Annotated in this window: 11 protein-coding genes; 9 read left to right on the top strand and 2 right to left on the bottom strand. The window is 61.6% G+C overall.

All coding sequences use genetic code 11. The features are described 5' to 3' along the window. Nucleotides 1–49: 49 nt before the first annotated feature. The 7 genes from GVK95_RS17570 to GVK95_RS17540 all read left to right on the top strand — a co-directional run bounded on the left by GVK95_RS17570 (nt 50) and on the right by GVK95_RS17540 (nt 8,657). Complete coding sequence (locus GVK95_RS17570) at nt 50–958, top strand: sugar ABC transporter permease (protein WP_159951953.1); 909 nt, start codon at nt 50–52, stop codon at nt 956–958. Continuing rightward, nucleotides 958–1,809, top strand: coding sequence for a carbohydrate ABC transporter permease (locus GVK95_RS17565; RefSeq protein WP_159951951.1), 852 nt, complete (start codon nt 958–960; stop codon nt 1,807–1,809). The genes GVK95_RS17570 and GVK95_RS17565 overlap by 1 nt, the downstream gene beginning before the upstream one ends. Further along, a complete protein-coding gene (locus tag GVK95_RS17560; RefSeq protein ID WP_159951949.1) occupies nt 1,806–3,929 on the top strand; it encodes an alpha-galactosidase in 2,124 nt (707 codons plus the stop codon). The genes GVK95_RS17565 and GVK95_RS17560 overlap by 4 nt, the downstream gene beginning before the upstream one ends. Continuing rightward, the gene (gene ugpC, locus GVK95_RS17555; RefSeq protein WP_159951947.1) at nt 3,922–5,016 is read left to right on the top strand and encodes a sn-glycerol-3-phosphate ABC transporter ATP-binding protein UgpC; all 1,095 of its coding nucleotides are present in this window, start codon (nt 3,922–3,924) and stop codon (nt 5,014–5,016) included. The genes GVK95_RS17560 and ugpC overlap by 8 nt, the downstream gene beginning before the upstream one ends. Next, nucleotides 5,016–6,944, top strand: a complete 1,929-nt coding sequence (locus GVK95_RS17550; RefSeq protein WP_159951945.1) for a beta-galactosidase — start codon at nt 5,016–5,018, stop codon at nt 6,942–6,944. The genes ugpC and GVK95_RS17550 overlap by 1 nt, the downstream gene beginning before the upstream one ends. A gap of 112 nt (nt 6,945–7,056) precedes the next feature. After that, a complete protein-coding gene (locus GVK95_RS17545; RefSeq protein ID WP_159951943.1) occupies nt 7,057–7,866 on the top strand; it encodes an alkaline phosphatase family protein in 810 nt (269 codons plus the stop codon). Between the two features lie 74 nt (nt 7,867–7,940). Further along, nucleotides 7,941–8,657 (top strand): SDR family NAD(P)-dependent oxidoreductase, encoded by a 717-nt coding sequence (locus tag GVK95_RS17540; protein WP_159951941.1) that lies wholly within the window; start codon nt 7,941–7,943, stop codon nt 8,655–8,657. Nucleotides 8,658–8,705: 48 nt separating this feature from the next. Here GVK95_RS17540 and GVK95_RS17535 read toward each other — a convergent pair whose 3' ends face one another. Continuing rightward, nucleotides 8,706–10,451: a glucan ABC transporter ATP-binding protein/ permease gene (locus GVK95_RS17535; RefSeq protein ID WP_159951939.1), complete on the bottom strand. Its 1,746-nt coding sequence runs from the start codon at nt 10,449–10,451 to the stop codon at nt 8,706–8,708. A gap of 341 nt (nt 10,452–10,792) precedes the next feature. On the opposite strand from GVK95_RS17535, the gene GVK95_RS17530 reads away from it, so the two are divergent. After that, complete coding sequence (locus GVK95_RS17530) at nt 10,793–11,530, top strand: LuxR family transcriptional regulator (RefSeq protein WP_159951937.1); 738 nt, start codon at nt 10,793–10,795, stop codon at nt 11,528–11,530. 117 nt (nt 11,531–11,647) lie between these two features. Beyond that, nucleotides 11,648–15,106: a pyruvate carboxylase gene (gene pyc / locus GVK95_RS17525; RefSeq protein WP_159951935.1), complete on the top strand. Its 3,459-nt coding sequence runs from the start codon at nt 11,648–11,650 to the stop codon at nt 15,104–15,106. An 84-nt stretch (nt 15,107–15,190) separates the two neighbouring features. On the opposite strand, the gene GVK95_RS17520 is transcribed toward pyc, so the two are convergent. Further along, nucleotides 15,191–23,677 (bottom strand): glucoamylase family protein, encoded by an 8,487-nt coding sequence (locus tag GVK95_RS17520; protein ID WP_159951933.1) that lies wholly within the window; start codon nt 23,675–23,677, stop codon nt 15,191–15,193. Between the last annotated feature and the right edge of the window lie 154 nt (nt 23,678–23,831).

Genomic DNA, 23,831 nt, shown 5'->3' with positions numbered 1-23,831 from the left:
GTCTTCGGCATCCGGTTGCCATTCCCTTCCTATTTCCAAAGGTGCCGCCGTGAGTAACGCCGTCTCCCCATCCTCCAGCTTCTGGAAGAAAAACCAGCAGAAGCTTGCACCCTGGCTGTTTCTCGCGCCGGGCGTGCTGATGTTCGTGATCTATGTTCTGGTGCCGATCTTCCAGTCCATCTGGATCAGCTTCCACGACTGGGACGGGTTGGGTGAGCAGGTCTGGATCGGGTTCGACAACTATGTCGAACTGCTCGATGACGATACATTCTATGTCGCACTGAAGAACAACCTGATCTGGCTGGTGCTCTATCTCCTGTCGATCCCGGCTGGCCTTGCTGCCGCCCTGTTCCTCAACCAGACGGTTGCCGGCATCCGGCTCTACAAGTCGCTGTTCTTCTTTCCCTTCGTCATCAGCCAGGTCGTGGTCGGCCTGATGTTTACCTGGTTCTATGCGCCGGATTTCGGCCTGTTCTCCAAGCTGACGGAATGGCTGACCGGCGAGCAGATCGCGGTGCTCGCCGACGAACGTTTCGTCACCTACGGCATCATCGTTGCCGGTCTCTGGCCGCAGACGGCCTATTGCATGATCCTCTATCTGACGGGTCTCAACAACATCAATCCCGAGCAGGTGGAAGCCGCCCGCATGGACGGCGCCAAAGGCTTCAAGCTGTTATGGAACATCATCCTGCCGCAGCTCGGACCGGCGACCTTCATCGCCATGGTGGTGACCGTGATCGGCTCGCTGCGCTCCTTCGACCTCGTCTCGGTCATGACCGCCGGCGGTCCTTACGGCTCGAGCCAGGTGCTGTCCTACTTCATGTATGAGCAGGCGCTGTCGGAATACGGTTTCCGCATGGGCTATGGTGCGGCGATCGCCGTCGTCCTGTTCCTGATCATGATGGTCTTCATCTCGCTGTTCATCGTGCGCATGCTGCGCCAGGAAAGGAACGCCTGATGTTCCCGACACCCATCGAAAAAGCCTCGCGCTTCGTCCAGACCGGCTACAAGATCCTGCTGCCGGTGGCGCTTTTCCTCTGGCTGCTGCCTCTGATCGGCGTGGCGATAACCTCGGTGCGGCCTGCCGGCGATCTGGCGGCCGGCAATTATTTCGGCATTCCGTCTTCCTTTGCCGGGGTGGAGAATTATACCGCCGTGTTCCGTGATTCACCGATCGGCTGGTACATCCTGAATTCGTTCAAGGTGACGATCCCGACGGTGATCGGCGCGGTGGCGCTTTCCTGCCTTACCGGGTTTGCGCTCGCGGTCTACCGATTCAAGAGCAATCTCGTGCTGTTCTTCCTGTTTGTCGCCGGCAATTTCATTCCGTTCCAGATTCTGATGGTGCCGGTACGCGACATGACGCTGAGGGCCGGTCTTTATGATACTACGATGGGCCTCGTGCTTTTCCATGTCGCCTTCCAGACCGGCTTCTGCACGCTGTTCATGCGCAATTTCATCAAGGGTCTGCCGTTCGCGCTGATCGAATCCGCCCGCGTCGAGGGCGTCTCGGAATGGCGGATCTTCCGCCATATCGTGCTGCCCTTGATGCGGCCGGCCATTGCTGCGCTTTCGGTGCTGGTCTTCACCTTCGTGTGGAACGACTACTTCTGGGCGACCGTGCTCGTGCAGGGCCAGCATGCGATGCCGGTGACGGCGGGTCTCTATTCGTTGAACGGCCAATGGGTCGCCGCCTGGCACCTGGTTTCCGCCGGCTCGATCGTCGCGGCACTGCCGCCGGTCGCCATGTTCTTCCTGATGCAACGGCATTTCATTGCCGGCCTGACGCTTGGAGCGACCAAGGGATGAGTGAAATCGTAACCGTCGATGAAATCGTCACAGTTGACTCTGGCCAGCTTGCGCTCAGCCTGCGCCTGCCGGGCCTCGGCATGCCGGAAATTCTGTCCTTCGGCACGGTCCCGGTCGAGGTCGATCCGCTGTTCGACATCGAGCGCTCCAGCCGCGTCAACGGCATGGATATCGCCGTGCCGACATCGGTCCTGTTGCCGACGGGCGGCATGGGTTTCTTCGGCTGGCCGGCGATTTCCGGCCATCGGGCCGGTCGTGACTTCACGGCGCAGTTCGGCGGCTGGTCGGTCGAGCGCGACGGCAATCGGACCATTCTCGCTGGCACCGATGCGGTGGCGAAGCTCGGCATCGCCATTACACTCACCGCCCATGCTTCGGGCCTGATCTCGATGGCGACGGAACTCACCAATCTGGGTGATGCCGATTACCAGCTGGACCGCTGCATGGCCGCGACATTTCTTGCACCGGCCGGCGATGTGCAATTGATGAGCTTTACCGGTATCTGGGGGCGCGAGTTCCAGACGCGCCGTGAATTGCTGGGCAATGGCACCTGGATCCAGGAAAGCCGGCGTGGCCGGACCTCGCATGATCGTTTCCCGATGCTGTTCATCGAGAGCGAGACGCAGGTCTTCGGCGTGACGCTCGGCTGGAGCGGTAACCACCAGATGGTCATCGACCGCACCGATGACGGCCAGCGGCTGGTGCATCTCGGCGAATTGTTCGAGCCGGGCGAGATCGTCTTGAAGCCGAGCGAAAGCTACAAGAGCCCGATTGCCTATGCGGGTGCCGACGCGCAAGACTTCCACGCCTTCGTTCGAGATGAGCTGACCCAATGGCCGGGGGGCAAGATGAGCCCGCGCCCGGTGACGCTGAACACTTGGGAAGGCAATTATTTCGACCACCAGATGGGTTCGCTCAAAGCCCAGGCGACGGCGGCGGCCGAGCTTGGCATCGAACGTTTCGTGCTCGACGACGGCTGGTTCGGCAAGCGCGACAACGACACGACCAGTCTCGGCGACTGGGACATCGATGCGCGCAAATATCCAGACGGATTGAAGCCGCTGGTCGACCATGTGACCGGTCTCGGGATGCAGTTCGGCATCTGGTTCGAACCGGAAATGGTCAATCCGGTGTCCGAACTCTACAAGGCGCATCCCGACTGGGCGCTGCAGGTCGAGGGGCGCCCGCTACTCGAATCGCGCACCCAGCTGGTGCTGGACCTGGCACGGCCGGAAGTGTCCGATTACCTGTTCGCAAAGATCGATGCGGTTCTGGCCAACCACGCGGTGTCCTATGTGAAGTGGGACATGAACCGCGACCTGACCCACGCGGGTGGTCGCGACGGCAAGGCGAAGATCGCAGCGCAGACCCGCGCCGTCTATGCGCTGATGGACCGGGTGCGCGCAGCCCATCCTGGCGTCGAGATCGAGAGCTGTGCGTCCGGCGGCGGTCGCATAGACTATGGCGCCCTTTCCCGCACCCATCGCGTCTGGACCTCGGATTGCACCGATGCGCTGGAGCGGCTGGAAATCCAGCGCGGCGCCTCGGTCTTCGTGCCGCCGGAAATTCTCGGAAGCCATATCTCCGCCTCACCGAACCACCAGACCGGCCGGCGCCATACGCTGTCCTTCCGGGCGCTTGTCGCGATCGCCTACCATCTCGGCGTCGAGCTTAATCCGCTGGAACTGACGGATGAGGAACGGTCGGAGCTCAAGGTCTATATCGAGGCCTACAAGCGGCTGCGCGGCCTGTTGCATGCGCCGGGTGCATCCTTCCGGCTGGAGCCGCTCGACGGGCGCTATGTCTGGGGTGCCGCCAGCGCTGACAAGATCGTCGTGATCGTGGCGCAGGGGCCGCAGATGGTCGGCGAACAGCCGGCGCCGCTGAAGCTTCCCGATAGTGTCACGGAACTTGGCGGAACATGGCGGATTGCCAATGTTCTGCCGGCTGCTCCGCAATTCATCCGTATCTCCGAGGGGCAGACGAAACTTCTGGCCGGCGAGATCAGCTTCCAGTTGTCGAGCACCGGCCTTGCCGGCCTGCCGCTGCCAATGCTGATGCCGGAAAGTGCGCTGCTCCTCGAACTCATTCCTTCAAAGGGAGGCAAGACCCATGGCTGATGTGCGCCTGCGCGACGTCAAGAAACAGTTCGGCGCGCTCAGCGTCATCAAGGGCGTCGATCTCGACGTCGAGGATGGCGAGTTCTGCGTCTTTGTCGGCCCGTCGGGCTGTGGCAAGTCCACGCTGCTCCGGATGATCGCCGGTCTTGAGGAGATCACTTCCGGCGCGCTGTCGATCGGCGGGCAGGACATGACCAAGGTGGGCCCGTCCGAGCGCGGCGTGGCCATGGTGTTCCAGTCCTATGCGCTCTATCCGCATATGACGGTGGCCGAAAACATCGGCTTTGGCCTGCGCATGACCGGCCACTCGAAGGAGATGATCGCTGAGCGGACGGCTTCTGCCGCCAAGATGCTGCAGCTCGAGCCATTGCTGGAGCGGAAGCCGGGCCAACTGTCCGGTGGCCAGCGCCAGCGCGTGGCGATCGGCCGTGCGATCGTGCGCAATCCTGAGGTCTTCCTGTTCGACGAGCCGCTGTCCAATCTCGATGCGGCGCTGCGCGTGCAGATGCGCGGCGAATTGTCGAAGCTGCATCAGGACCTGAAGTCGACGATGATCTACGTCACCCATGACCAGGTCGAGGCGATGACCATGGCCGACAAGATCGTCGTGCTGTCGGCTGGCAAGATCGAGCAGGTTGGCTCGCCGCTCGAACTCTACCATCGGCCGAACAATCTCTTCGTTGCCGGTTTCATCGGTTCGCCGAAGATGAATTTCCTCAAGGTGCAGGTCAGCCCGGCCGAGGGCGGTAATCTCAGCGTCGCGCTTCCGGGCGGCGTGTCCCTGACAATGGCGGGCGAGGGAAAGCCGGCGCTTGGCGAGATGACCTTCGGGATCCGTCCCGAGCACATCGATGCGACGGGCAAGGGCGACGTCGTACTCGATAGCACGGTAAACCTTGCCGAGTATCTCGGCTCCGAGACGCTGTTTTTCGTCACGCTTGCCGATGGATCGGAACTGTCGCTCAAGGCCGATGGCCTGGCGCGCGAAAAGCCGGGTGACACGCTGAAAATCGGCATCAATGCCAAGGCTTGCCATCTGTTCAACAAGGATGGCCTTGCCGTCGTCAACGGGGATCTCACGCGATAATGCTGGGCGTATGTTACTATCCGGAGCACTGGGACGAAACACGTTGGGCCGAAGACGCCCGGCGCATGGTCGAGCTTGGCATTTCCTTCGTGCGGATCGGCGAGTTCGCCTGGTCGCGGCTTGAGCCTTCGCTCGACACATTCGATTTCGGCTGGCTCGACCGGTCGATGGATATCCTGACCAAGGCTGGCCTGAAGATCGTGCTCGGCACGCCGACGGCGACGCCGCCGAAATGGCTGGTCGACGAGCATCCGGACATTCTGCCCTATGACGAAGAGGGCAAGGTGCGCGGCTTCGGGTCGCGCCGGCACTACACGTTTTCGTCGGAAACCTGGTGGCGCGAGAGTGCGCGCATCGTCGAGGTCGTGGCCGCGCGCTACGGCAATCATCCGGGGCTGGTCGGCTGGCAGACGGACAATGAATATGGCTGCCATGATACGACAGTGTCCTGGGGGGCTGAAGACCTGAAGAGCTTCAAGCGCTGGCTCAGGCTGCGCTACCAGTCGACCGACCAGCTCAACGAAGCCTGGGGTTCGGTGTTCTGGTCGATGGAGCTGAAGAGCTTTGACGAGGTCATGCTACCGAACCTAACGGTGACCGAGCCCAACCCGGCGACGCGCCTCGATTTCTGGCGCTTCCATTCGGACCAGGTCGCGGCCTATGACAAGATGCAATGCGATATCATCCGCAAGCATTCACTGGGCCGCTGGATCACCCATAATTTCATGGGCTTCGTTTCGGACTTCGACCACTTCAAGGTTGGCGATAATCTCGATCTGGCCTCCTGGGACAGCTATCCGATCGGCTTCGTCGAAAAGTTTCCCTTCACCGAGGCAGAGCGCAATCGCTGGGCGGAAACATCGCATCCGGACATCGCGCCCTATCACCACGATCTCTACCGCGCCGTCGGCAAGGGTCGATTCTGGGTGATGGAGCAGCAGCCTGGGCCGGTGAACTGGGCGCCCTGGAACCCGGTGCCGAAGCACGGCATGGTGCGGCTGTGGACCTGGGAGGCGTTGGCACATGGGGCCGACGTCGTCAGCTATTTCCGCTGGCGGCAGGCGCCGTTTGCGCAGGAGCAGATGCATGCGGGTCTCAATCTTGCCGGCCTCGACGAACTGTCGCCGGGCGGCATCGAGGCACGGCAGGTGGCCGAAGAGCTGAAGGCACTCGGGCCGCTGCCGGAGACGGGCAAGGCTTGCGTCGCTCTGGTCTTCGACTACCAGAGCTACTGGACGACGATGATCCAGCCGCAGGGTAAGGACTTCCGCTACGAGGAACTGTGCTTCCGCTGGTACGAGGGCCTGCGTCGGCTCGGTCTCGATGTCGACTTCGTTCGGCCGGGCGCGTCGCTCGAGGGCTATGCGCTGGTCGTCGTTCCCTGCATGACCGAAGTGGACACGGCTTCGGAAGCGGCGCTTGAGAAGGCTACCGGCCATGTCCTGATCGGGGCACGCACGGGTTCACGCGATCGCAATTTCGTCATTCCGGCAAACCTGCCGCCGGGGCCGCTTGGCAGTCACACCGGCAATCGGGTCATTCAGGTCTCGACCCTGCGGCCGGGACTTTCGGATGTCGTTTCCGGCTCCGTCTCGGGTGCCGGTATCCGCTGGCGGGAATATCTTGAAACATCGGCCACGGTTCTCGCCCGCTTTGCCAATGGCGATCCAGCCCTGACCGAGAAGGACCGGATGCTCTATCTCGCCTGCTGGGCCGACGAGACCCTGCTGGCGAGCGTCCTGACGCTTGCCGCGAAAAAGGCTGGTCTCTCGACGCTGCCGGTGCCGGATCACATCCGTATCCGTCGTCGCGGCGACCTGACCTTTGCCTTCAACTATGGCAGCGAGGACTGGACGGTTCCCGCCGGCGCAACGCTTGCCCTTGGCGAGGCCGTTGTGAAGCCACAGGCGATTGCGGCCTGGCGCTAACTGCCGACGTCAAACAACGGGTCAGATCGAAGATCAAGCGCGGGGCGCCACTGGTTGCCCCTCCTTGATTTTGGCCCTTGTCTTCGCGGCCGGTCATGGCAAGTTGCGCGCCATGACAAAAGTGATCCTCATCGTTCTCGATGGCTTGCGCTATGACGCGGCCCGCAACTGCCTCGGATATATGGAAGGCCTGGTGCAGGCGGGCATGGCGGAGGTGCGCAGGCTGACCTGCGAGCTACCGGCCATGTCGCGGCCGCTCTATGAGACGCTGATGACCGGGCGTCGTCCGGTGGAGCATGGCATCGTCAGCAATGGCGTGGTGCGTCGATCGGTCGGCGACAATGTCTTTGCCCGTTGCAGAGCTTCCGGCAAGGTCACGGCTGCGGCCGCCTATCACTGGGTATCGGAGCTCTATGTCTCCTGTCCGTTCGACCGGCATCGTGACCGTATCCTAGTCGATGGCGGCGGTGATATCACGCATGGCGTCTTCTATTGGGACGACCACTATCCCGACAGCCATCTGTTTGCCGATGCCGAATGGCTGATCCATAGCCAGAGCCCGGATTTCCTGCTGCTGCACCCGATGAATGTCGATGATGCCGGTCACCGCCATGGCGGTGACAGCGTCGGCTACCGCAATGCGGCACGGGTGCAGGGCGACCTGCTGGCGCGTCATGTGCCGGGCTGGCTTCAACTCGGATACACGGTGATCGTGACCGCCGATCACGGCATGGGTGACGACGGCAATCATGCAGGGCCGACGCCGCAGGAGACACATGTGCCGTTTTATGCGCTCGGCTTTCGGCTGGGCGAGGAAACTGTCCTGCCGCAAACCGAGATTGCCGGCCTGATTTGCCGGTTGCTGGGTGTCGATGCCGGAGAAATGCCGCCCTATCGTGGCCCGCTCGAAATTCTGGCCTGAAATCTATGCCGCGTGATCCGGAACCGCTTCCGGCATCGTAGTTGTCTGCAGGTAACGTTGATTTGGAGCGGACCATGGCAGAGTTTATCGGTATGACCTCGCTGGGTGCCGACTACAAGGTGCTGGTGCTGGGTGCAAGCGGCGGTATCGGGTCTGCCTTTGCCGAGGTGTTGCGTGCCGATCCTCGCTGCGGCGGGGTTATCGGCCTGTCGCGTAGCGTCGATGGCTTCGATGTCACGGATGAGGACAGTATTGCTGCCGCTGCAGAGCGGTTGGAGGGTTCCGGGTCCCGTTTCGACCTCATCCTCTGCGCAACAGGGGCTTTGACGATCGATGATATTGGTCCGGAAAAGGCGATCAAGGCCATCCGGCCCGACGTCATGGCGGCACAGTTCGCGGTGAACGCGATCGGTCCGGCGCTGGTCTTGAAACATGTCTCGCCGCTGCTTGCCAGTGATCGCAGAAGCCTGTTCGCGGCGCTGTCCGCCCGTGTCGGCTCGACCGGCGACAACAGGCTGGGCGGCTGGATTTCCTATCGCGCGGCCAAGGCGGCGTTGAACCAGATCGTGCGGACCTCGGCGATCGAGATTGCCCGGACAAGGCCGAAAGCCGTTGTCGTCAGCCTGCATCCGGGGTCCGTGGAGACAAGGCTGTCTTCCGCCTATGCCAAAGGACACGACCGCCTGCCGCCGACGAACAGCGCGATGATGATGCTGTCCGTGCTCGACAGGCTGGAGCCGGCACAGAGCGGTGGCTTTTACGCCTATGATGGCCAGCCGATAGACTGGTAGACCAGACCTGGCGGACTGAACGCCCGCTTTCTGCCTGTCGTGGCACGATCAGATTGACGGAGACGTCTCTTCAATCAGCAGGCCGCTGGTCCGCAACAGCGAGGTGAAGCGGCCGCCAAGGGCACTCAACTGATCGTAATTGCCCATTTCGATGATCGTTCCATGGTCCAGGAAGACGACGAGATCGGCTTCGCGGATGGTCGAGAGGCGGTGGGCGATGATGAACGTCGTGCGGTGCTTGCGCAGCCGGTCGATCGCCTGTTTCACCCGCGCCTCCGTTTCGACATCAAGCGCGCTGGTCGCCTCGTCGAGCACCAGGATCGGGGCGTTCTTCAAAATGGCGCGCGCAATCGCGATGCGCTGGCGCTCGCCGCCTGACAGCCGGTTGCCACGCTCGCCGACAACCGTGTCGTAGCCGATCATACGGCTCTCGATGAAATCGGTGGCAGCGGCTGCCTCTGCCGCCTTGATGATGTCCTCTTCGCTGGCATCTTCGCGGCCAAGGCGGATGTTTTCCTTGATCGAGCGGTTGAGCAGGCCGGCATCCTGGAAGACGGTGGCGATGGCGTGACGCAGCGATTTGCGAGTGATTTTCGCAATGTCGTGGCCGTCGATCAGGATCTGGCCGGATTGCGGCTGGTGGACGCGCTGGAGAAGGTTGATCAGCGTCGTCTTTCCAGCACCGGTCGGGCCGACGATGGCGACCGTCTGGCCTGCCTGAACGCGGAAGGATACGTCGCGCACGCCCTGAGTGGTGGAGGCGAAGTCGAACGAGACGTCACGAAATTCGACGTCGCCCTTTACATTGTTCAGTTCCGTTGCCCCGACCGATTCTTCCCGGTCCTGGACGGCGTCTTCCAGCTGGTAGAAGTCCTCAAGCTTCGAGCGCGCCTCGAAAATCTGGTTGGCGAAGGCGATCATCTGGTCGAGACGGGCAATCAGCAGGCCGGCAAAACCGGTAAAGGCGATGACGTCGCCCACCTTGAGCTGGCCGTTCTGGACGAACATCGTGCCGATCACCAGGATGATCAGCATGGAGAGCGTCGAGGCGATCCGGTTCAACGCACCGGCAATCGCCCACCAGTCCAGGACGGGATACTGCGCTGCGAGAAGTTTCGTCGTGTATTCCTTGAGGGCCCGGGTTTCTGCTTCGATGCGGTTGTAGCTGTGCAGCACAGAAACGTTGCTGATCGAGTCGCTGACATGGGAAAAGACGGTGTGATAGTGGCTCTCGACCGAGGCCTGACCCTCCTTTGTCCGGTTCATCACGGTCTTGCCGATGATGATGTAGAGAATGGCAAGCACAATGAGCACCGAGGTCAGGCGGACATCCATCGAAAATGCAGTCGGTATCAGCAGCGTCAGCGCAACAGCGGTGGCGAGGTGGGTGCGCATGAATTCGAGCCAGAGGCCGAACAGCGTCTCGCCGGCGCGCAGAAGCGTATGCAGGGCGTTCGACGTGCCGCGTTGCTGATGCCAGCGTAGCGGCATCGAGATGATTTTGCCGAAGGACTCGGTCAGCAGATCGGCGCGGCGGCCATGGGCGAGGCGATCGGCCTGTCTGGCAACGAGCACATAGGCGACCGTGTTGAAAATGCCGAAGCAGCCCCAGGCAATCAGTATCGAGCTCGCATCGCGCTTTTCCGATATCGCATCAATGATGCGGCCGAACAGAATGGGCTCGATGATGGTTATGGCCGCGAGAACGACGTTTGCGAGCACAACGAAGGAGACACGCAGTCGATAGGTCGCAAGATATTTCAGGGCCTTGAAATATACCTGTATCAGGGACAATCTCGTTTACCTCCAGATGGGCGCTCAGTGGTGATCTGCTTCAAACGTTTTTCGCTTCATCTGACAAGAGCAAAGCCCTGAATTCCTGCAATGGTTTTACCGGCTGAGGCAATCCTGGCAGAGGCGATCCTCGCAGGCTGGTGATACGCGCGGTAGCCGAAGCATCGGCAGAAACCGGATGACCCGTTTCATGCAGGCTCTACAAAATTTCATGGTCGATTTTTAATACCCTCCTAACGCAATATGATAATATTTGTTCATATTGCGTTGGTTCATTCAGAATGACGAGCCTCGTGGCTTTTTCGTGATTTTATAAGCACACAGTTATTCAGGGGGTCTGGGTGAATATTAACCAGCTGTTGCATTTTTTGGTCGTCGCGGATGAATGCAGGTCAGCGACGGAGGTCGTGGCGGAGCTGGAAAAACTCGTTGCCGCTTATGGATTCGACTATTACGGGCTGGTTCGGCAACCAAAGCCGGACGAAAATCCGCTGGAGCTTGTGCTCTGTGGTCGTTGGCCGGAGGGCTGGCCGCAGATTTATATCGCCAAGAAATATGTGCTGATCGATCCGACCATCCGCTATCTGTCGCAAGCGCAGTCGGGGTTTCGCTGGCGTGACACGGCTCATGCTTTCCGTGCCGATCCGCATCGCAAGCGCATGGAACGTATGTTGATGGACGGAATGCGCTTCGGATTGCTCGACGGTTACATCTTTCCGGTGCATGGCCGAACCGGTCTGCTCGGCAACATGACGGTGGGCGGAAAGCCGATCGATCTGTCACCGATTGAAATCAGCCTGTTCGACTCCGTTGCGAAAAAGGCCTTCTGGCGGTTGCTTGAACTGACCCGGGAAGGGGACGTGCATTCGGCAAAGGCGATCGATACGCGGATGACCCGCCGCGAGATGGAAGTGCTGAGCTATCTGGCCGATGGCCTGACCTCGAACGAGATCAGCAAGATCCTGAAAATTTCCAATCACACGGTGGATTGGTACATGAATGGCATCCAGGACAAGCTCAATGCCAAGAACCGGCAGCATGTCGTGGCGCTTGCCTTCCGGCTCGGGCTGGTGACCTGAGTATCGCGGCAAATTTCAGATAGCCGCTCAAGGTAAATTGAACTTCCTAAAACAACGCGCTATGAATTTTCTTCGCAGGTGCACAATGCCCTGGCATATCGTTTTGGGGAGACCGAATTGCCAATATCCAAGATCCTTGTCGCCAACCGTTCCGAAATTGCAATTCGCGTGTTTCGCGCCGCAAACGAACTGGGCATAAAAACGGTTGCGATATGGGCGGAGGAGGACAAACTGGCTCTCCATCGCTTCAAAGCGGACGAGAGTTACCAGGTTGGTCGCGGCCCGCATCTGGCTCGTGATCTTGGGCCGATCGAAAGTTATCTCTCCATCGAGGAAGTGATCCGCGTCGCCAAGCTGTCGGGCGCCGATGCCATTCATCCGGGCTATGGGCTGCTGTCGGAAAGTCCTGAATTTGTAGACGCCTGTAACGATGCAGGGATCATTTTCATCGGCCCTCGCGCCGATACGATGCGCCGGCTTGGCAACAAGGTCGCGGCACGCAATCTCGCGATCGAGATCGGCGTGCCCGTGGTCCCGGCAACCGAACCCCTGCCGGACGATATGGCTGTCGTGGCCAAAATGGCCGAGGAGATTGGCTACCCGGTGATGCTGAAAGCCTCCTGGGGCGGCGGCGGGCGCGGTATGCGCGCCATTCGTGATCCCAAGGATCTTGCCAAGGAAGTCACCGAAGCCAAGCGCGAGGCGATGGCCGCCTTCGGCAAGGACGAGGTCTATCTGGAAAAGCTCGTCGAGCGGGCCCGGCATGTCGAAAGCCAGGTTCTCGGCGATACCCATGGCAATGTCGTACATCTGTTCGAGCGCGACTGCTCCGTCCAGCGCCGCAACCAGAAAGTCGTCGAACGTGCGCCGGCGCCTTACCTGAGCGAAGAACAGCGCCAGGAACTTGCGAGCTATTCGACGCGGATTGCCAAGGCGACGAGCTATGTCGGCGCCGGCACGGTCGAATATCTGATGGATATGGACAGCGGCAAGTTCTACTTCATCGAGGTCAATCCGCGCATCCAGGTCGAGCATACCGTGACCGAGGTCGTGACCGGCATCGACATCGTCAAGGCGCAGATTCACATTCTTGACGGTTATGCCATCGGTACGCCGGAATCGGGCGTTCCGCGCCAAGAAGACATCAAGCTCAACGGTCATGCGCTGCAGTGCCGCATCACCACGGAAGATCCGGAGCAGAACTTCATTCCCGACTATGGCCGCATCACCGCCTATCGCGGCGCGACCGGTTTCGGCATCCGGCTGGATGGCGGCACGGCCTATTCCGGTGCAGTGATCACCCGGTTCTACGATCCGCTCTTGGAAAAGGTCACCGCGTGGTCGCCAAGCCCGGAAGAGACGATCGCCCGCATGCACCGTGCGCTGCGCGAATTCCGCATCCGTGGCGTGGCGACAAACCTGACCTTCCTCGAGGCGATCATCACGCACGAGAAGTTCCGCGACAACACCTACACCACACGCTTCATTGACACGACGCCGGAACTGTTCCAGCAGGTCAAGCGCCAGGACCGTGCGACCAAGCTGTTGACCTATCTCGCCGACGTGACTGTCAACGGCCATCCGGAAGTCAAGGGTCGGCCGAAGCCGTCGAAGGAAATCGCTGAGCCGGTGGTGCCGTTCACGCCGGGCGACATCCGGCCGGGCACAAAGCAGAAGCTCGACGAACTCGGCCCGAAGAAGTTCGGCGAATGGGTGCGGGCGCAGAACCGTATTCTCGTGACCGACACGACGATGCGCGACGGCCACCAGTCGCTGCTGGCGACGCGCATGCGCACCTATGACATCGCCCGCATTGCCGGGACCTATGCGCGCGCACTGCCGAACCTGTTTTCGCTGGAATGCTGGGGTGGGGCCACATTCGACGTGTCCATGCGCTTCCTGACGGAAGACCCGTGGGAGCGGCTGGCGAAGGTTCGTGAAGATGCGCCGAACCTCCTGCTGCAGATGCTGCTGCGTGGCGCAAACGGCGTCGGTTACAAGAACTACCCCGACAATGTGGTGAAGTATTTCGTTCGTCAGGCGGCCGCCGGCGGTATCGATGTGTTCCGTGTGTTCGACTGCCTGAACTGGGTGGAAAACATGCGCGTCTCGATGGATGCGGTCGCCGAAGAGAACAAGATCTGCGAAGCGGCGATCTGCTACACCGGCGACATCCTCAATTCGGCGCGTCCGAAATACGACCTGAAATATTATACCGCCCTTGCCGCCGAACTCGACAAGGCGGGCGCGCATATCATCGCGGTCAAGGACATGGCCGGGCTGCTGAAGCCGGCGGCGGCGCGCGTGCTGTTCAAGGCGCTGCGCGAGGCAACAGACCTGCCGATCCATTTCCACACGCATGATACGTCCGGAATTGCCGCGGCAACCGTGCTGGCTGCCGTGGAATCCGGTGTCGATGTCGTCGATGCGGCGATGGACGCGCTGTCGGGCAATACGTCGCAGCCTTGCCTCGGCTCGATCGTAGAGGCCTTGCGCGGCACGGAACGTGACCCGGATCTCGACCCGGAATGGATCCGCCGGATTTCCTTCTACTGGGAAGCGGTCCGCCATCAGTATGCGGCCTTCGAAAGCGACCTCAAGGGACCGGCCTCCGAGGTCTATCTGCATGAAATGCCGGGTGGCCAGTTCACCAATCTCAAGGAGCAGGCGCGTTCGCTGGGTCTGGAGACCCGCTGGCACCAAGTTGCCCAGACCTATGCCGACGCCAACCAGATGTTTGGCGACATCGTCAAGGTGACGCCGTCTTCCAAGGTGGTCGGCGACATGGCGCTGATGATGGTCAGCCAGGACCTGACGGTGGCCGACGTGGTCAATCCCGACAAGGATGTTTCCTTCCCGGAATCGGTCGTGTCGATGCTGAAGGGCGATCTTGGCCAGCCTCCGGGCGGCTGGCCGGAAGGCCTGCAGAAGAAGGCGCTGAAGGGCGAGAAGCCGTATACGGTTCGTCCCGGCTCGCTGCTGGAAGACGCCGATCTCGATGCCGAACGCAAGGCGATCGAGGCGAAGCTCGAACGCGAGGTCAGCGACTTCGAGTTCGCTTCCTACCTGATGTATCCGAAGGTGTTCACCGACTACGCACTGGCTGCCGATACCTATGGCCCGGTCAGTGTGCTGCCGACGCCGGCCTATTTCTACGGCCTGGGTTCAGGCGAGGAACTGTTTGCCGATATCGAGAAGGGTAAGACCCTGGTCGTGCTTAACCAGGCACAGGCGGAGATCGACGAGAAGGGCATGGTCAAGGTGTTCTTCGAGATCAACGGCCAGCCGCGTCCGATCAAGGTGCCGGATCGCAATCGTGGTGCGTCCAGCGCCATTCGCCGCAAGGCGGAAGTCGGCAATGCCGCACATCTTGGCGCACCGATGCCGGGTGTCATCTCGACAGTAGCCGTCACGGCTGGCCAGACGGTCAAGTCCGGCGATGTGCTGGTCTCGATCGAGGCGATGAAGATGGAAACGGCGCTGCATGCCGAGAAGGATGGCACCATTGCCGAAGTTCTCGTGCGCACCGGCGACCAGATCGACGCCAAGGATCTGCTGATCGTCTACGCCGTCTGACGGTCCGTTCGATGGCCAAAGAAGAAGCCCCGCCGATCGCTCGGCGGGGCTTCTTTCGTTCAGCCTGAAGGCTCCAGGCGAAGTTTACTTCGCCTTGCCGAGCTTGACGCCCTTTTCCGGGCTGGTGACTTTCTTGCCATCGACGGTGATTGCATAGGCGGCCTTGTCGGTGCGCGTGACGGCGATTGCCACGTCGCGGCCATCGATGTTCACAGTGGCCTCGAAACCGTTCCAGTGGTCAGGCAGCGCCGGCTTGACGAAGAGCTGGCTGCCCTTGCGGCTGATGCCGAGCAGGCCTTCGACCGCAAAGCGATAGAGCCAGCCGGCTGAGCCTGTGTACCATGTCCAGCCGCCACGGCCGGTATAGGCCTCGCCACCGTATATATCGGCAGCGACTGCGTAAGGTTCGACGCGGTAACGTTCGGCAGCCTCGGGATCCAGTGCATGGTTGATCGGGTTCAGCAGGCTGAACACACGCCATGCGTCGCTGGTGCGGCCGGCCTTGGCCAGCGCCAGCCCCAGCCAGATTGCGGCATGGGTATACTGGCCGCCGTTTTCGCGCACACCCGGCGGATAGGCCTTGATGTAGCCCGGATCGACCGGTGCCTTGTCGAAGGGCGGGGTGAACAGGCGGACAATGCCGCCTTCGTCGTCGATGAGCTTGGCAACGGCGGCATCGAGCGCCTTTTCAACATGGTCCGGCTGGCCCAAACCGGAGAGAACGCTCCAGGACTGCGCGATCGAATCGATGCGGCATTCCAGCGATGCGTCGGAGCCGAGCGGCGTGCCGTCGTCGAAATAGCCGCGGCGATAATATTCGCCGTCCCAGCCCGCGGTTTCGAGCGCTGACGTCAGCGTGGCGATGTGCGCGGCCCAGCGTTCGCTGCGGGCGGTATCCTTGCGCGCTTCCGCATAGGGCAGGAAGGCCTTGAGCGTGGCCGCCAGGAACCAGCCGAGCCAGACGCTTTCGCCCTGACCCCTGGCGCCGACGCGGTTCATCCCGTCGTTCCAGTCGCCGCCGAGGATCAGCGGCAGGTTATGCTCGCCGGTGCGGGCGATCGCGAGATCAAGGGCGCGGGCGGCATGCTCGTAAAGATCGGCCTGTTCTTCCGAGCGGGTCGGCTGGAAGAAGGCGTCGTGTTGCGACATGCGCAGTTCCGGTCCTTCAATGAAGGCGATCTGTTCGTCCAGAATAGCCTTGTCACCCGTCGTAGAGACATACTGGTCGATGGCATAAGCCAACCAGACGACATCGTCGGAGATGTGCGTGCGCACGCCGGCCTCTGTTTGCGGCAGCCACCAATGCTGGACGTCGCCTTCGATGAACTGACGGGCGGCGGCATTGAGGATCTGCTTGCGGGCGAGGGTCGGCTGCTGGAGCAGGAAGGCCAGCGTGTCCTGCAACTGGTCCCGGAAGCCGAAGGCGCCGCTTGCCTGGTAGAAGCCAGCGCGGGCGAAGATACGGCATGCCAGCGCCTGATAGGGCAGCCAGCGATTGACCAGATGATCGAAGGCCTTGTCGCCGGTGGTGACCTGCAACTGGCCGGTGAAGCCGTTCCAGAACGTGCGATTGGCCTCAAGCACGCTGTCGAACTCGACGGCACGCATGGTCTTGACCAGCGCGGTTGCCTTTTCCGCCGTGTCGGTCTCACCGAGCAGGAAGGTCAGGTCACGCTGCTGTCCGGCGCCGATCTCGATATCGAAGGCGAGAGCGGCGCAAGGATCGCTTTCCGTCTCGATCGAGCCGGTGAGTTTTGCCGTACGGGCGAGCGCCTGCGGCAGCTTGATCGTGCCATGACGGCCGATGAACTCGCGGCGGCTGGACGTGTGGCCGACCGGCGCCGAGGGACCGGCGAGGAAGGCAAAACGACCGGGATAGTTGATGTCGAACGGATTGGTCGCCAGAAGCGCGCCGGTCTCCTCGTCATAGGTCGAGAGCACGAAGGGGGCGGTCTTCTGGCCGTTGTTGCCGAGAATCCATTCCGCATAGCCGTAGACGCGGAACGTCCGCGTTTCCGTGCCTGTGTTGCGCAGAACGAGCCGGGACAGCTTCACCGGACGCTCGCGATCGACTGTCTGGGTCAGTTCGATGTCGAGATCGCCGTGCTGGCTTGCGAATATGGAATAGCCATGGCCATGCCGTGTCTCGAAGTGCGCGTCACTGTCCTGGTTCAGGGCACTGACGGGCGCATAGGTACGACCACTTTCCAGGTCGGCGACATAGAAGGCCTCGCCCGGGCGATTGGTGACGGGATCATTGGTCCAGGGGGTCAACTGGTAATCGCGGGAGTTCTGGCTCCAGGTGAAGCCGGCACCTTCCGCTGCCACATGGAAGCCGAACTGCTCGTTGGTGATGACGTTGATCCACGGCTGCGGCGTTGCAGAACCCGCCGCCAGGCGGACGACATACTCGCTGCCGTCCCTGGAGAAGCCACCGAAGCCGTTCCAGAAATCGAGATCGCTGCCGTCCGGAGCCTTTGCCGTCGTTTCGATCGCTGCCGGCATGGCAGGGGTGATGCCGGGCCATTCCGGTTCGGCGCCATCGGGCGCACGCGGCGTGGCAAACAGCGACACGGCGCGATTGACCTGATCGACGATCTTGCCGTTTCGGGCGTGCAGCACGACGCGGGCGGCACCGAGCAGAGCCTGGGTTGCTGTCTCGTCGTTGAGATCGTTGCGCACAGTGAAGACATGCTGGCGACCGGCGCCGTCCGGCAGGCGGTGGCGCAGGTTTTCCGCCAGCTGATCCAGCGCATGCTGCATATCCTGCGCATAGGACGTGGCGCGTTCGTTGACGATCGCAAGATCGATGACAATGCCGCGACGACGTAGATATTCCAGCGCACTCAGGGCTTCGCGGGCAATCTCGATGTCCATGTCATCGTTGATTCGCAGCGCAAAGATCGGGAAGTCGCCCGAGATCGCCATCGGCCAGAGCGCCGACTGCGAACGCTGGCCGGTGCGGACTGTTTCCGGATCGGCCCGCAGATGCGTGTCGGGATAGACGAGATAGCGGCCGAGATGCTGGAAGGCGGCGGCCTGCTGCGAGGTAATGCCGATATGGCGCAACTCGACCTGTACGCGGGTCCAGGCATGAATCAGTTCGTGGCTGAAGGCATCCGGGTGGCGGTAGCGGTCGATGGCCTTGTCGATTTCCTCGCGGCTTGGGGCGGCAATCGTCCAGAAGATGACCGAGACCTTCTTGCCGGCGGGGACACGAACGACGCGGCGCAGGCTGAGGATCGGGTCGAGCGTGTAACCATCGGTGCCGGAGAGCGTAGCGCCTGGATCGAAGGCTGCGGCTTCGGCGAGGCTGCGGCCGCGGCCGAGGAAGGCGCGGCGATCGGTTTCGAATTCGGTCGGGCGGCCCGGTCCGGCATTGTCGACGATCAGGTGGGCGACGCAGATATCCGGATCGTCCGGGCTGCGCTTGTTGCGCTCGGCGCGGATGACGTCGCCGCGCTTGCCGATTTCGGTCTTGACGAACATGCGCGAAAACAGCGGATGGGCATTGTCGGCATCGTCATAGCCGAGCACCGGCTCGAGATAGGACGTGACTTCGATGAAGCGGTCTTCGGTGCCGGTGTTGAGGATCGTCAGGCGACGGCCCTCGGCATCATGCTCGGTTGCGACGATGCATTCGACCGTGGTCGAGATCTCGCCGACCGTCTTGAAAAATTCGGCCTTGTCGTCGCCGAAGATGACCTTTGACTTTTCGTCTTCGGCGCGACGCGGAGTCGCCGTGGCTGACCACCATTGGCTGGATGTCGTGTCGCGCAGGAAGATGAAGGTGCCCCAGCGATCTTCGGTCGGATCGGCCTTCCAGCGGGAAACGGACTGGCCGTTCCAGCGCGAGAAGCCGGAACCGGTCGCGGTCAGCATCACCGAATAGTGGCCGTTGGACAGGAAAGCGACTTCGCGGTCCTTGGAGGCCGGATCGTTGATGATGCGGATTTCGGCACGCAACAGATCGGCCTGGCCCTTGCCGGGGGTCTGGGGTTCGTATTTGGCGCTCATCACCGGGATTTCGCGCGGGGCCTTTTCCTGCAGCAGCAGTTCGGCCGCCTCGATCACCGGATCGGCATGGAAGAGTGTGCGTAGTCGCCCGTTGAAGGCGACGTTGGCGACGGCTGCGATCGACATGCCGTGGTGGTGGGCATAGTAGTTATAGACCACCGCGCATTTTTTGCCGTCCGGCAGGCGGGTCGGGGTGAAATCGACCGCATCGTGATAGCCGTAGGCACCCAGCGCACCGAGCTTGCGCAGGCGTTCCAGATTTTCGAGCGAGGCTTCCGGATAATACTGGCTGGCCAGGATCGAGGCGTAAGGCGCAATCACCGCATTCTGGCCGAGGCCGCGCTTGAGGCCGAGCGTCGGCACACCGAAATTGGTGTACTGGTAGGTCAGTTCGTGGTCGCGGGCGTTGAAGGCTGCTTCCGAGATGCCCCATGGGATGTTCAGGCGGCGGCCGTGGTTCATCTGCTCGATGACCACCAGATTGTTGGTCTGGTTGAGAATGCCACCCTGGCGTTCCTGCATGACGAGCGGTGGCATCAGATATTCGAACATCGAGCCGGACCAGGAAATCAGCGCCGCACGGGCACCGATTGGCACGACCTGGCGGCCGAGGCGGTACCAGTGTTCCGTCGGCAAGTCACCCTTGGCGATGGCGAACAGGCTGGTCAGGCGGCATTCGGAGGCGAGCAGGTCGTAGCAGGCTTCGTCGAGTTCGCGGCCATCGACGCGGTAGCCGATCGACAGCAGGCGGCGCTCGGGGCGGAACAGGAAGGTGAAGTCCATCGAAAACGCGATGCCGCGGGCGCGTTCGCAGAGCTGCGACAGGCGCTGGCGGATAGGATCGATGTTTGACAGGTCAAAGGCGGTATCGGAGATATGCGCCTCGCAGACGGAGACAAGCGATTCCGTCCAGCGGATCACTTCGACGCTCTGGTCCGAGCGGACTTCGTGATGCAGGTTGGCTGCCAGCTTTTGGATATCGCGGGCAAGCACCGCCAGATTGATGGTGCGGATCGAGGCGAACTCGTGCTCACGCTTGACGGCGGCGAGCGCTGTGTTGAAGCCGATAATGCGCTCTTCGAGGCGACGACGAAGCGGGCGAACCGTCTTGCGGTCATCGGGAAGCTGGGCAAGGACTTCCAGCAGGATGCCGCCGACATCGCCGATGCCGTCGAGATTGCCTTGCAGATGGGCCGACGGTGCTTCGGCCCATTCACGGCATGCGGACGAGATGGCGATCAGGTGACCGGCGAGATTGCCGCTGTCGACTGCCGAGATGTAGCGCGGACCCAGCGTCTGCAGCGTATCGGTGTGGTACCAGTTGAAAAGGTGTCCGCGGTACTTGTCCATGCGCTCGATGGTAGCGATGGTCTGCTCCAGGCGCTCGATCGTCTGTTCGAAGCTCAGCCAGCCGAAATGGCGGGCCGAAACGACCGACAGAAGATAGACGCCGATATTGGTCGGCGAGGTGCGATGGGCAACAACCGGCTCCGGCGTTTCCTGGAAATTGTCCGGTGGCAGATAGTTGTCGCCAGCTGTGACGAAGGTCTCGAAATAGCGCCAGGTGCGGCGAGCGATCTTGCGCAATTCGATGGCGACGTGTTCGGGAACTTCCAGGCTGTCTTCGGTCTCGGCTGACTGGCTGACATACCAGGCAAGCAGCGGCGACAGCACCCAGAGAAATGCGAAGGGCAGGCCGATCAGATAGCCATAGCCGCCGGGCAGCGCCGCGACGCCGACCGACAGGACGGCAAGGATCGGCGCATGGCGCATCGAGCCGTAGTAGGAGCCGATGGAGCCCTGGGCGGCCGACTGCACGCTCGAGGCGGTGCGCCATTCCAGAAGCAGCTTGCGGCTGACCGTCAGGCGATAGAGCGAGCGGGCGATGGCATCGGCCATCATGCAGGCCTGATCGGCGATGAAGACGATGCGTAGTGCGACCTGGGCATTGATCGAGCGGATTTCCGACCAGAGTGTCTGGAAGTGGGCGGCCGGAACGATGTCGGTCTGGCGCGGCACGATGCCGGAGAGAAGCGAGAGGGTCGGAGCGACGAACAGGCTGAAGATCAGAACCAGCTGCCAAATGGTGGCGCCGACCGGATCCATCGTCGCCCAGCCAAGCACCGAGGCCATGAACCAGGCGATCGGGGTCAATGAACGACGCAGATTGTCGATCATCTTCCAGCGGGCCAGTGCGGTGATGCCGCGGGCAGGATCGCCGATATAGGAGAGGAGCTGCCAGTCGCCGCGGGCCCAGCGATGCTGGCGGGAGATTTCGACTTCGTAGCGTGTCGGGAAGTCCTCGACCAGTTCGACGTCGGTGACAAGGGCACACCGTGCCATCGAGCCTTCGAGCAGGTCGTGGCTGAGAACAGTGTTTTCATCGATGCGGCCCTTCAATGCGCGCTCGAAGGCGTCGACATGATAGAGGCCCTTGCCGGTGAACGAGCCTTCGCCGGTGATATCCTGGTAGACGTCGGAAACGGTGAAGACATAAGGGTCCACGCCGCGGTTCATCGAGAAGATGCGCTGGAAGACCGAGGCATCCTTGCCGGTGGTCAGCGACGGCGTGACACGCGGCTGCAGCACGCCATAGCCGCTGATGACGCGGCCCGACTTTTCGTCGTGCACCGGACGGTTGATCGGGTGGTGCATCTTGCCGACGAGCTTGGTGACGGCGTCACGCATCAGGCGCGTGTCGGCATCGAGGGTCATCACATACTGGACGTTATCGGGCACCATGTTGGCGCCTGGCAGATAGGATGTATCGCGGTCGCCGCGCAGCAGCAGGTTCAGTTCGTGCAGTTTGCCGCGCTTGCGCTCCCAGCCCATCCAGGCGCCTTCGGCCGGATTGTAGAGTCGGCGGCGATGCAGCAGATAAAATCGGGTCTTGCCGTCGGTAGCGTAGCGGGCGCTAAGCTGCGCCACTTCGCGCTTGGCGTAGTCCAGCACCTCAAGATCGGCGATCGTTTCTTCGACCTGGCTGTCCTTCCAGTCGCTGAGCAGCGAAAAATAGATCTCGCCATGCGGATTGGTCAGATAGTGGACTTCCAGATTGCGGATCAGTTCATCGACATCGTCGCGCTTGGAGATCAGGCAGGGCACGACCACAAGCGTGCGTGCCTCTGTCGGAATTCCGTCCTTGAACTCGTAGCCGGTCAGGCGGGTCGGCTTTACGAAGAAAGTGACCAGCGTGTTGAACAGGCCCGTTGCGCCTTCGGAGACAGGCAGCGAGACCATGGCAAGTAGCAGCAGGATGAGCGGCGTCGAAAGGCCGGCGAGCACGAGGAAGTGGCCGATGACCCAAAGTGCGGCGATCGTCAGGCCGATGACCGGAATGGTGATCGACAGCCAGTTCAGTTGCTTGATGCCATCGGCGATGATGCGCGACAGCGGACGGCTGTAGCCGATCGTCTCTTCGAGTTCCAGCCGACGCGCGCCGACGAAATAACTTCCGACATCCAGGACGTCACCCGTCGCTCGCGCATTTTCCGTCGCCAGATCGATCGCGGTCTGGGCGATCTCGATCTCGGAGCGGTCGGAACGGCGCGCCAGCTTTTCAATGGTGTTGCGGTAGGCGTTGCGCGAGCCGAAATCGAGCTCACGGTAGTCGGTATGCTGGCCGAGAATCTTGTCGACATGGCAGACTTCCTCGACCCAGACCGACCATTCCTTGTCGTCGATCTCGCGCAGGCCGCGGACGATGTTACCCATCGTGACATTGCCGGAGGACAGGCGATTGTGCTCGGCGTCCATCGCCTCCTGGGCGGTGCGGCCGGCCGCTTCCAGGCGGTCTTCAAGCCAGGTCACGGCAAAGCTGGTATTCTGCGAGCCGTTGCGCAGGCGGTAGAGGAACTGGGTGGCAAAGGTGTTGTCGTCGGCCAGCGGTTCGATCTGGCGCAGATATTCCGCAGCCGTGACCGGATCGTTCAGGCGAACGATCTCGTCGGCGACTTCGTTAGCCTTGCGGCGCATCCGGCGCGAGCGATCGACGCGGGTGGCAATGCGGCGCAGGTTCTCGACGAGAACGAAGCGGACGATCGACGGCAGCGCCCAGAGTTCACCGATCTCGAGCGTCTGGTGCAGCTGGAAACCTTCGACCAGTGCGGTCATGCTTTCCTGCGAGACGGTCGAGTGGGTATGGGCGACATAGAGCCAGGCCATCGCCATGGTCCGCGGGATTTCGCGGTTGCCGATCTTCATCGTCGGCAGTTGCCGATAGAATTTCTTCGGGAAATCGCGGCGGACTTCCTGGATCGCTTCTTCGATGACGTAGTGGTTGTCGAGCAGCCATTCCGCCGCCGGCGTGATCGTGGCGCCGGCCTCGACGTCGGCAGCCGTCGCCCGATAGACGCGCAGGATTTCCCGCTCGTTTTCCTTGTGGCGGGCAAAAAAGTCGAAATCAGTCAGACTGGGCAACTCGTTGGCGCCGTCGCGAGCGAGGGCTGCGGCACTTTCGTGCAACTCCTCGATCGTGAAATAGGCAGCTCGGATCGAGTCGTTGTGATCGATCTGTTTGGTTTCGAGGTCGCGCGACGGGACATGCAGCGTCATGGGATGAATTGGATCTCGGGTTGTCGGTTAAAGGATGCTGTCAGGGCGTGCCTTAACCGCTGGTCTTCCTGGGGCGTTGGCTTTGCACAATTTCTGGCGTCTATTCAACAATTGAAGCAGAAAAAGGCTGCAATGCGACGTGGTGCCGGCAAGT

Source organism: Rhizobium sp. 18065 (genome assembly GCF_902706095.1).
GTDB lineage: Bacteria > Pseudomonadota > Alphaproteobacteria > Rhizobiales > Rhizobiaceae > Allorhizobium.
The sequence above is the reverse complement of the archived record's forward strand: the minus strand, read 5'-3'. Positions and strand labels throughout refer to the sequence as shown.

Coding starts and splice junctions, on each gene's coding strand:
- GVK95_RS17565 (WP_159951951.1), top strand. CDS start 958: ATGTTCCCGACACCCATCGAAAAAGCCTCGCGCTTCGTCCAGACCGGC.
- GVK95_RS17560 (WP_159951949.1), top strand. CDS start 1,806: ATGAGTGAAATCGTAACCGTCGATGAAATCGTCACAGTTGACTCTGGC.
- ugpC (WP_159951947.1), top strand. CDS start 3,922: ATGGCTGATGTGCGCCTGCGCGACGTCAAGAAACAGTTCGGCGCGCTC.
- GVK95_RS17550 (WP_159951945.1), top strand. CDS start 5,016: ATGCTGGGCGTATGTTACTATCCGGAGCACTGGGACGAAACACGTTGG.
- GVK95_RS17545 (WP_159951943.1), top strand. CDS start 7,057: ATGACAAAAGTGATCCTCATCGTTCTCGATGGCTTGCGCTATGACGCG.
- GVK95_RS17540 (WP_159951941.1), top strand. CDS start 7,941: ATGGCAGAGTTTATCGGTATGACCTCGCTGGGTGCCGACTACAAGGTG.
- GVK95_RS17520 (WP_159951933.1), bottom strand. CDS start 23,677: ATGACGCTGCATGTCCCGTCGCGCGACCTCGAAACCAAACAGATCGAT.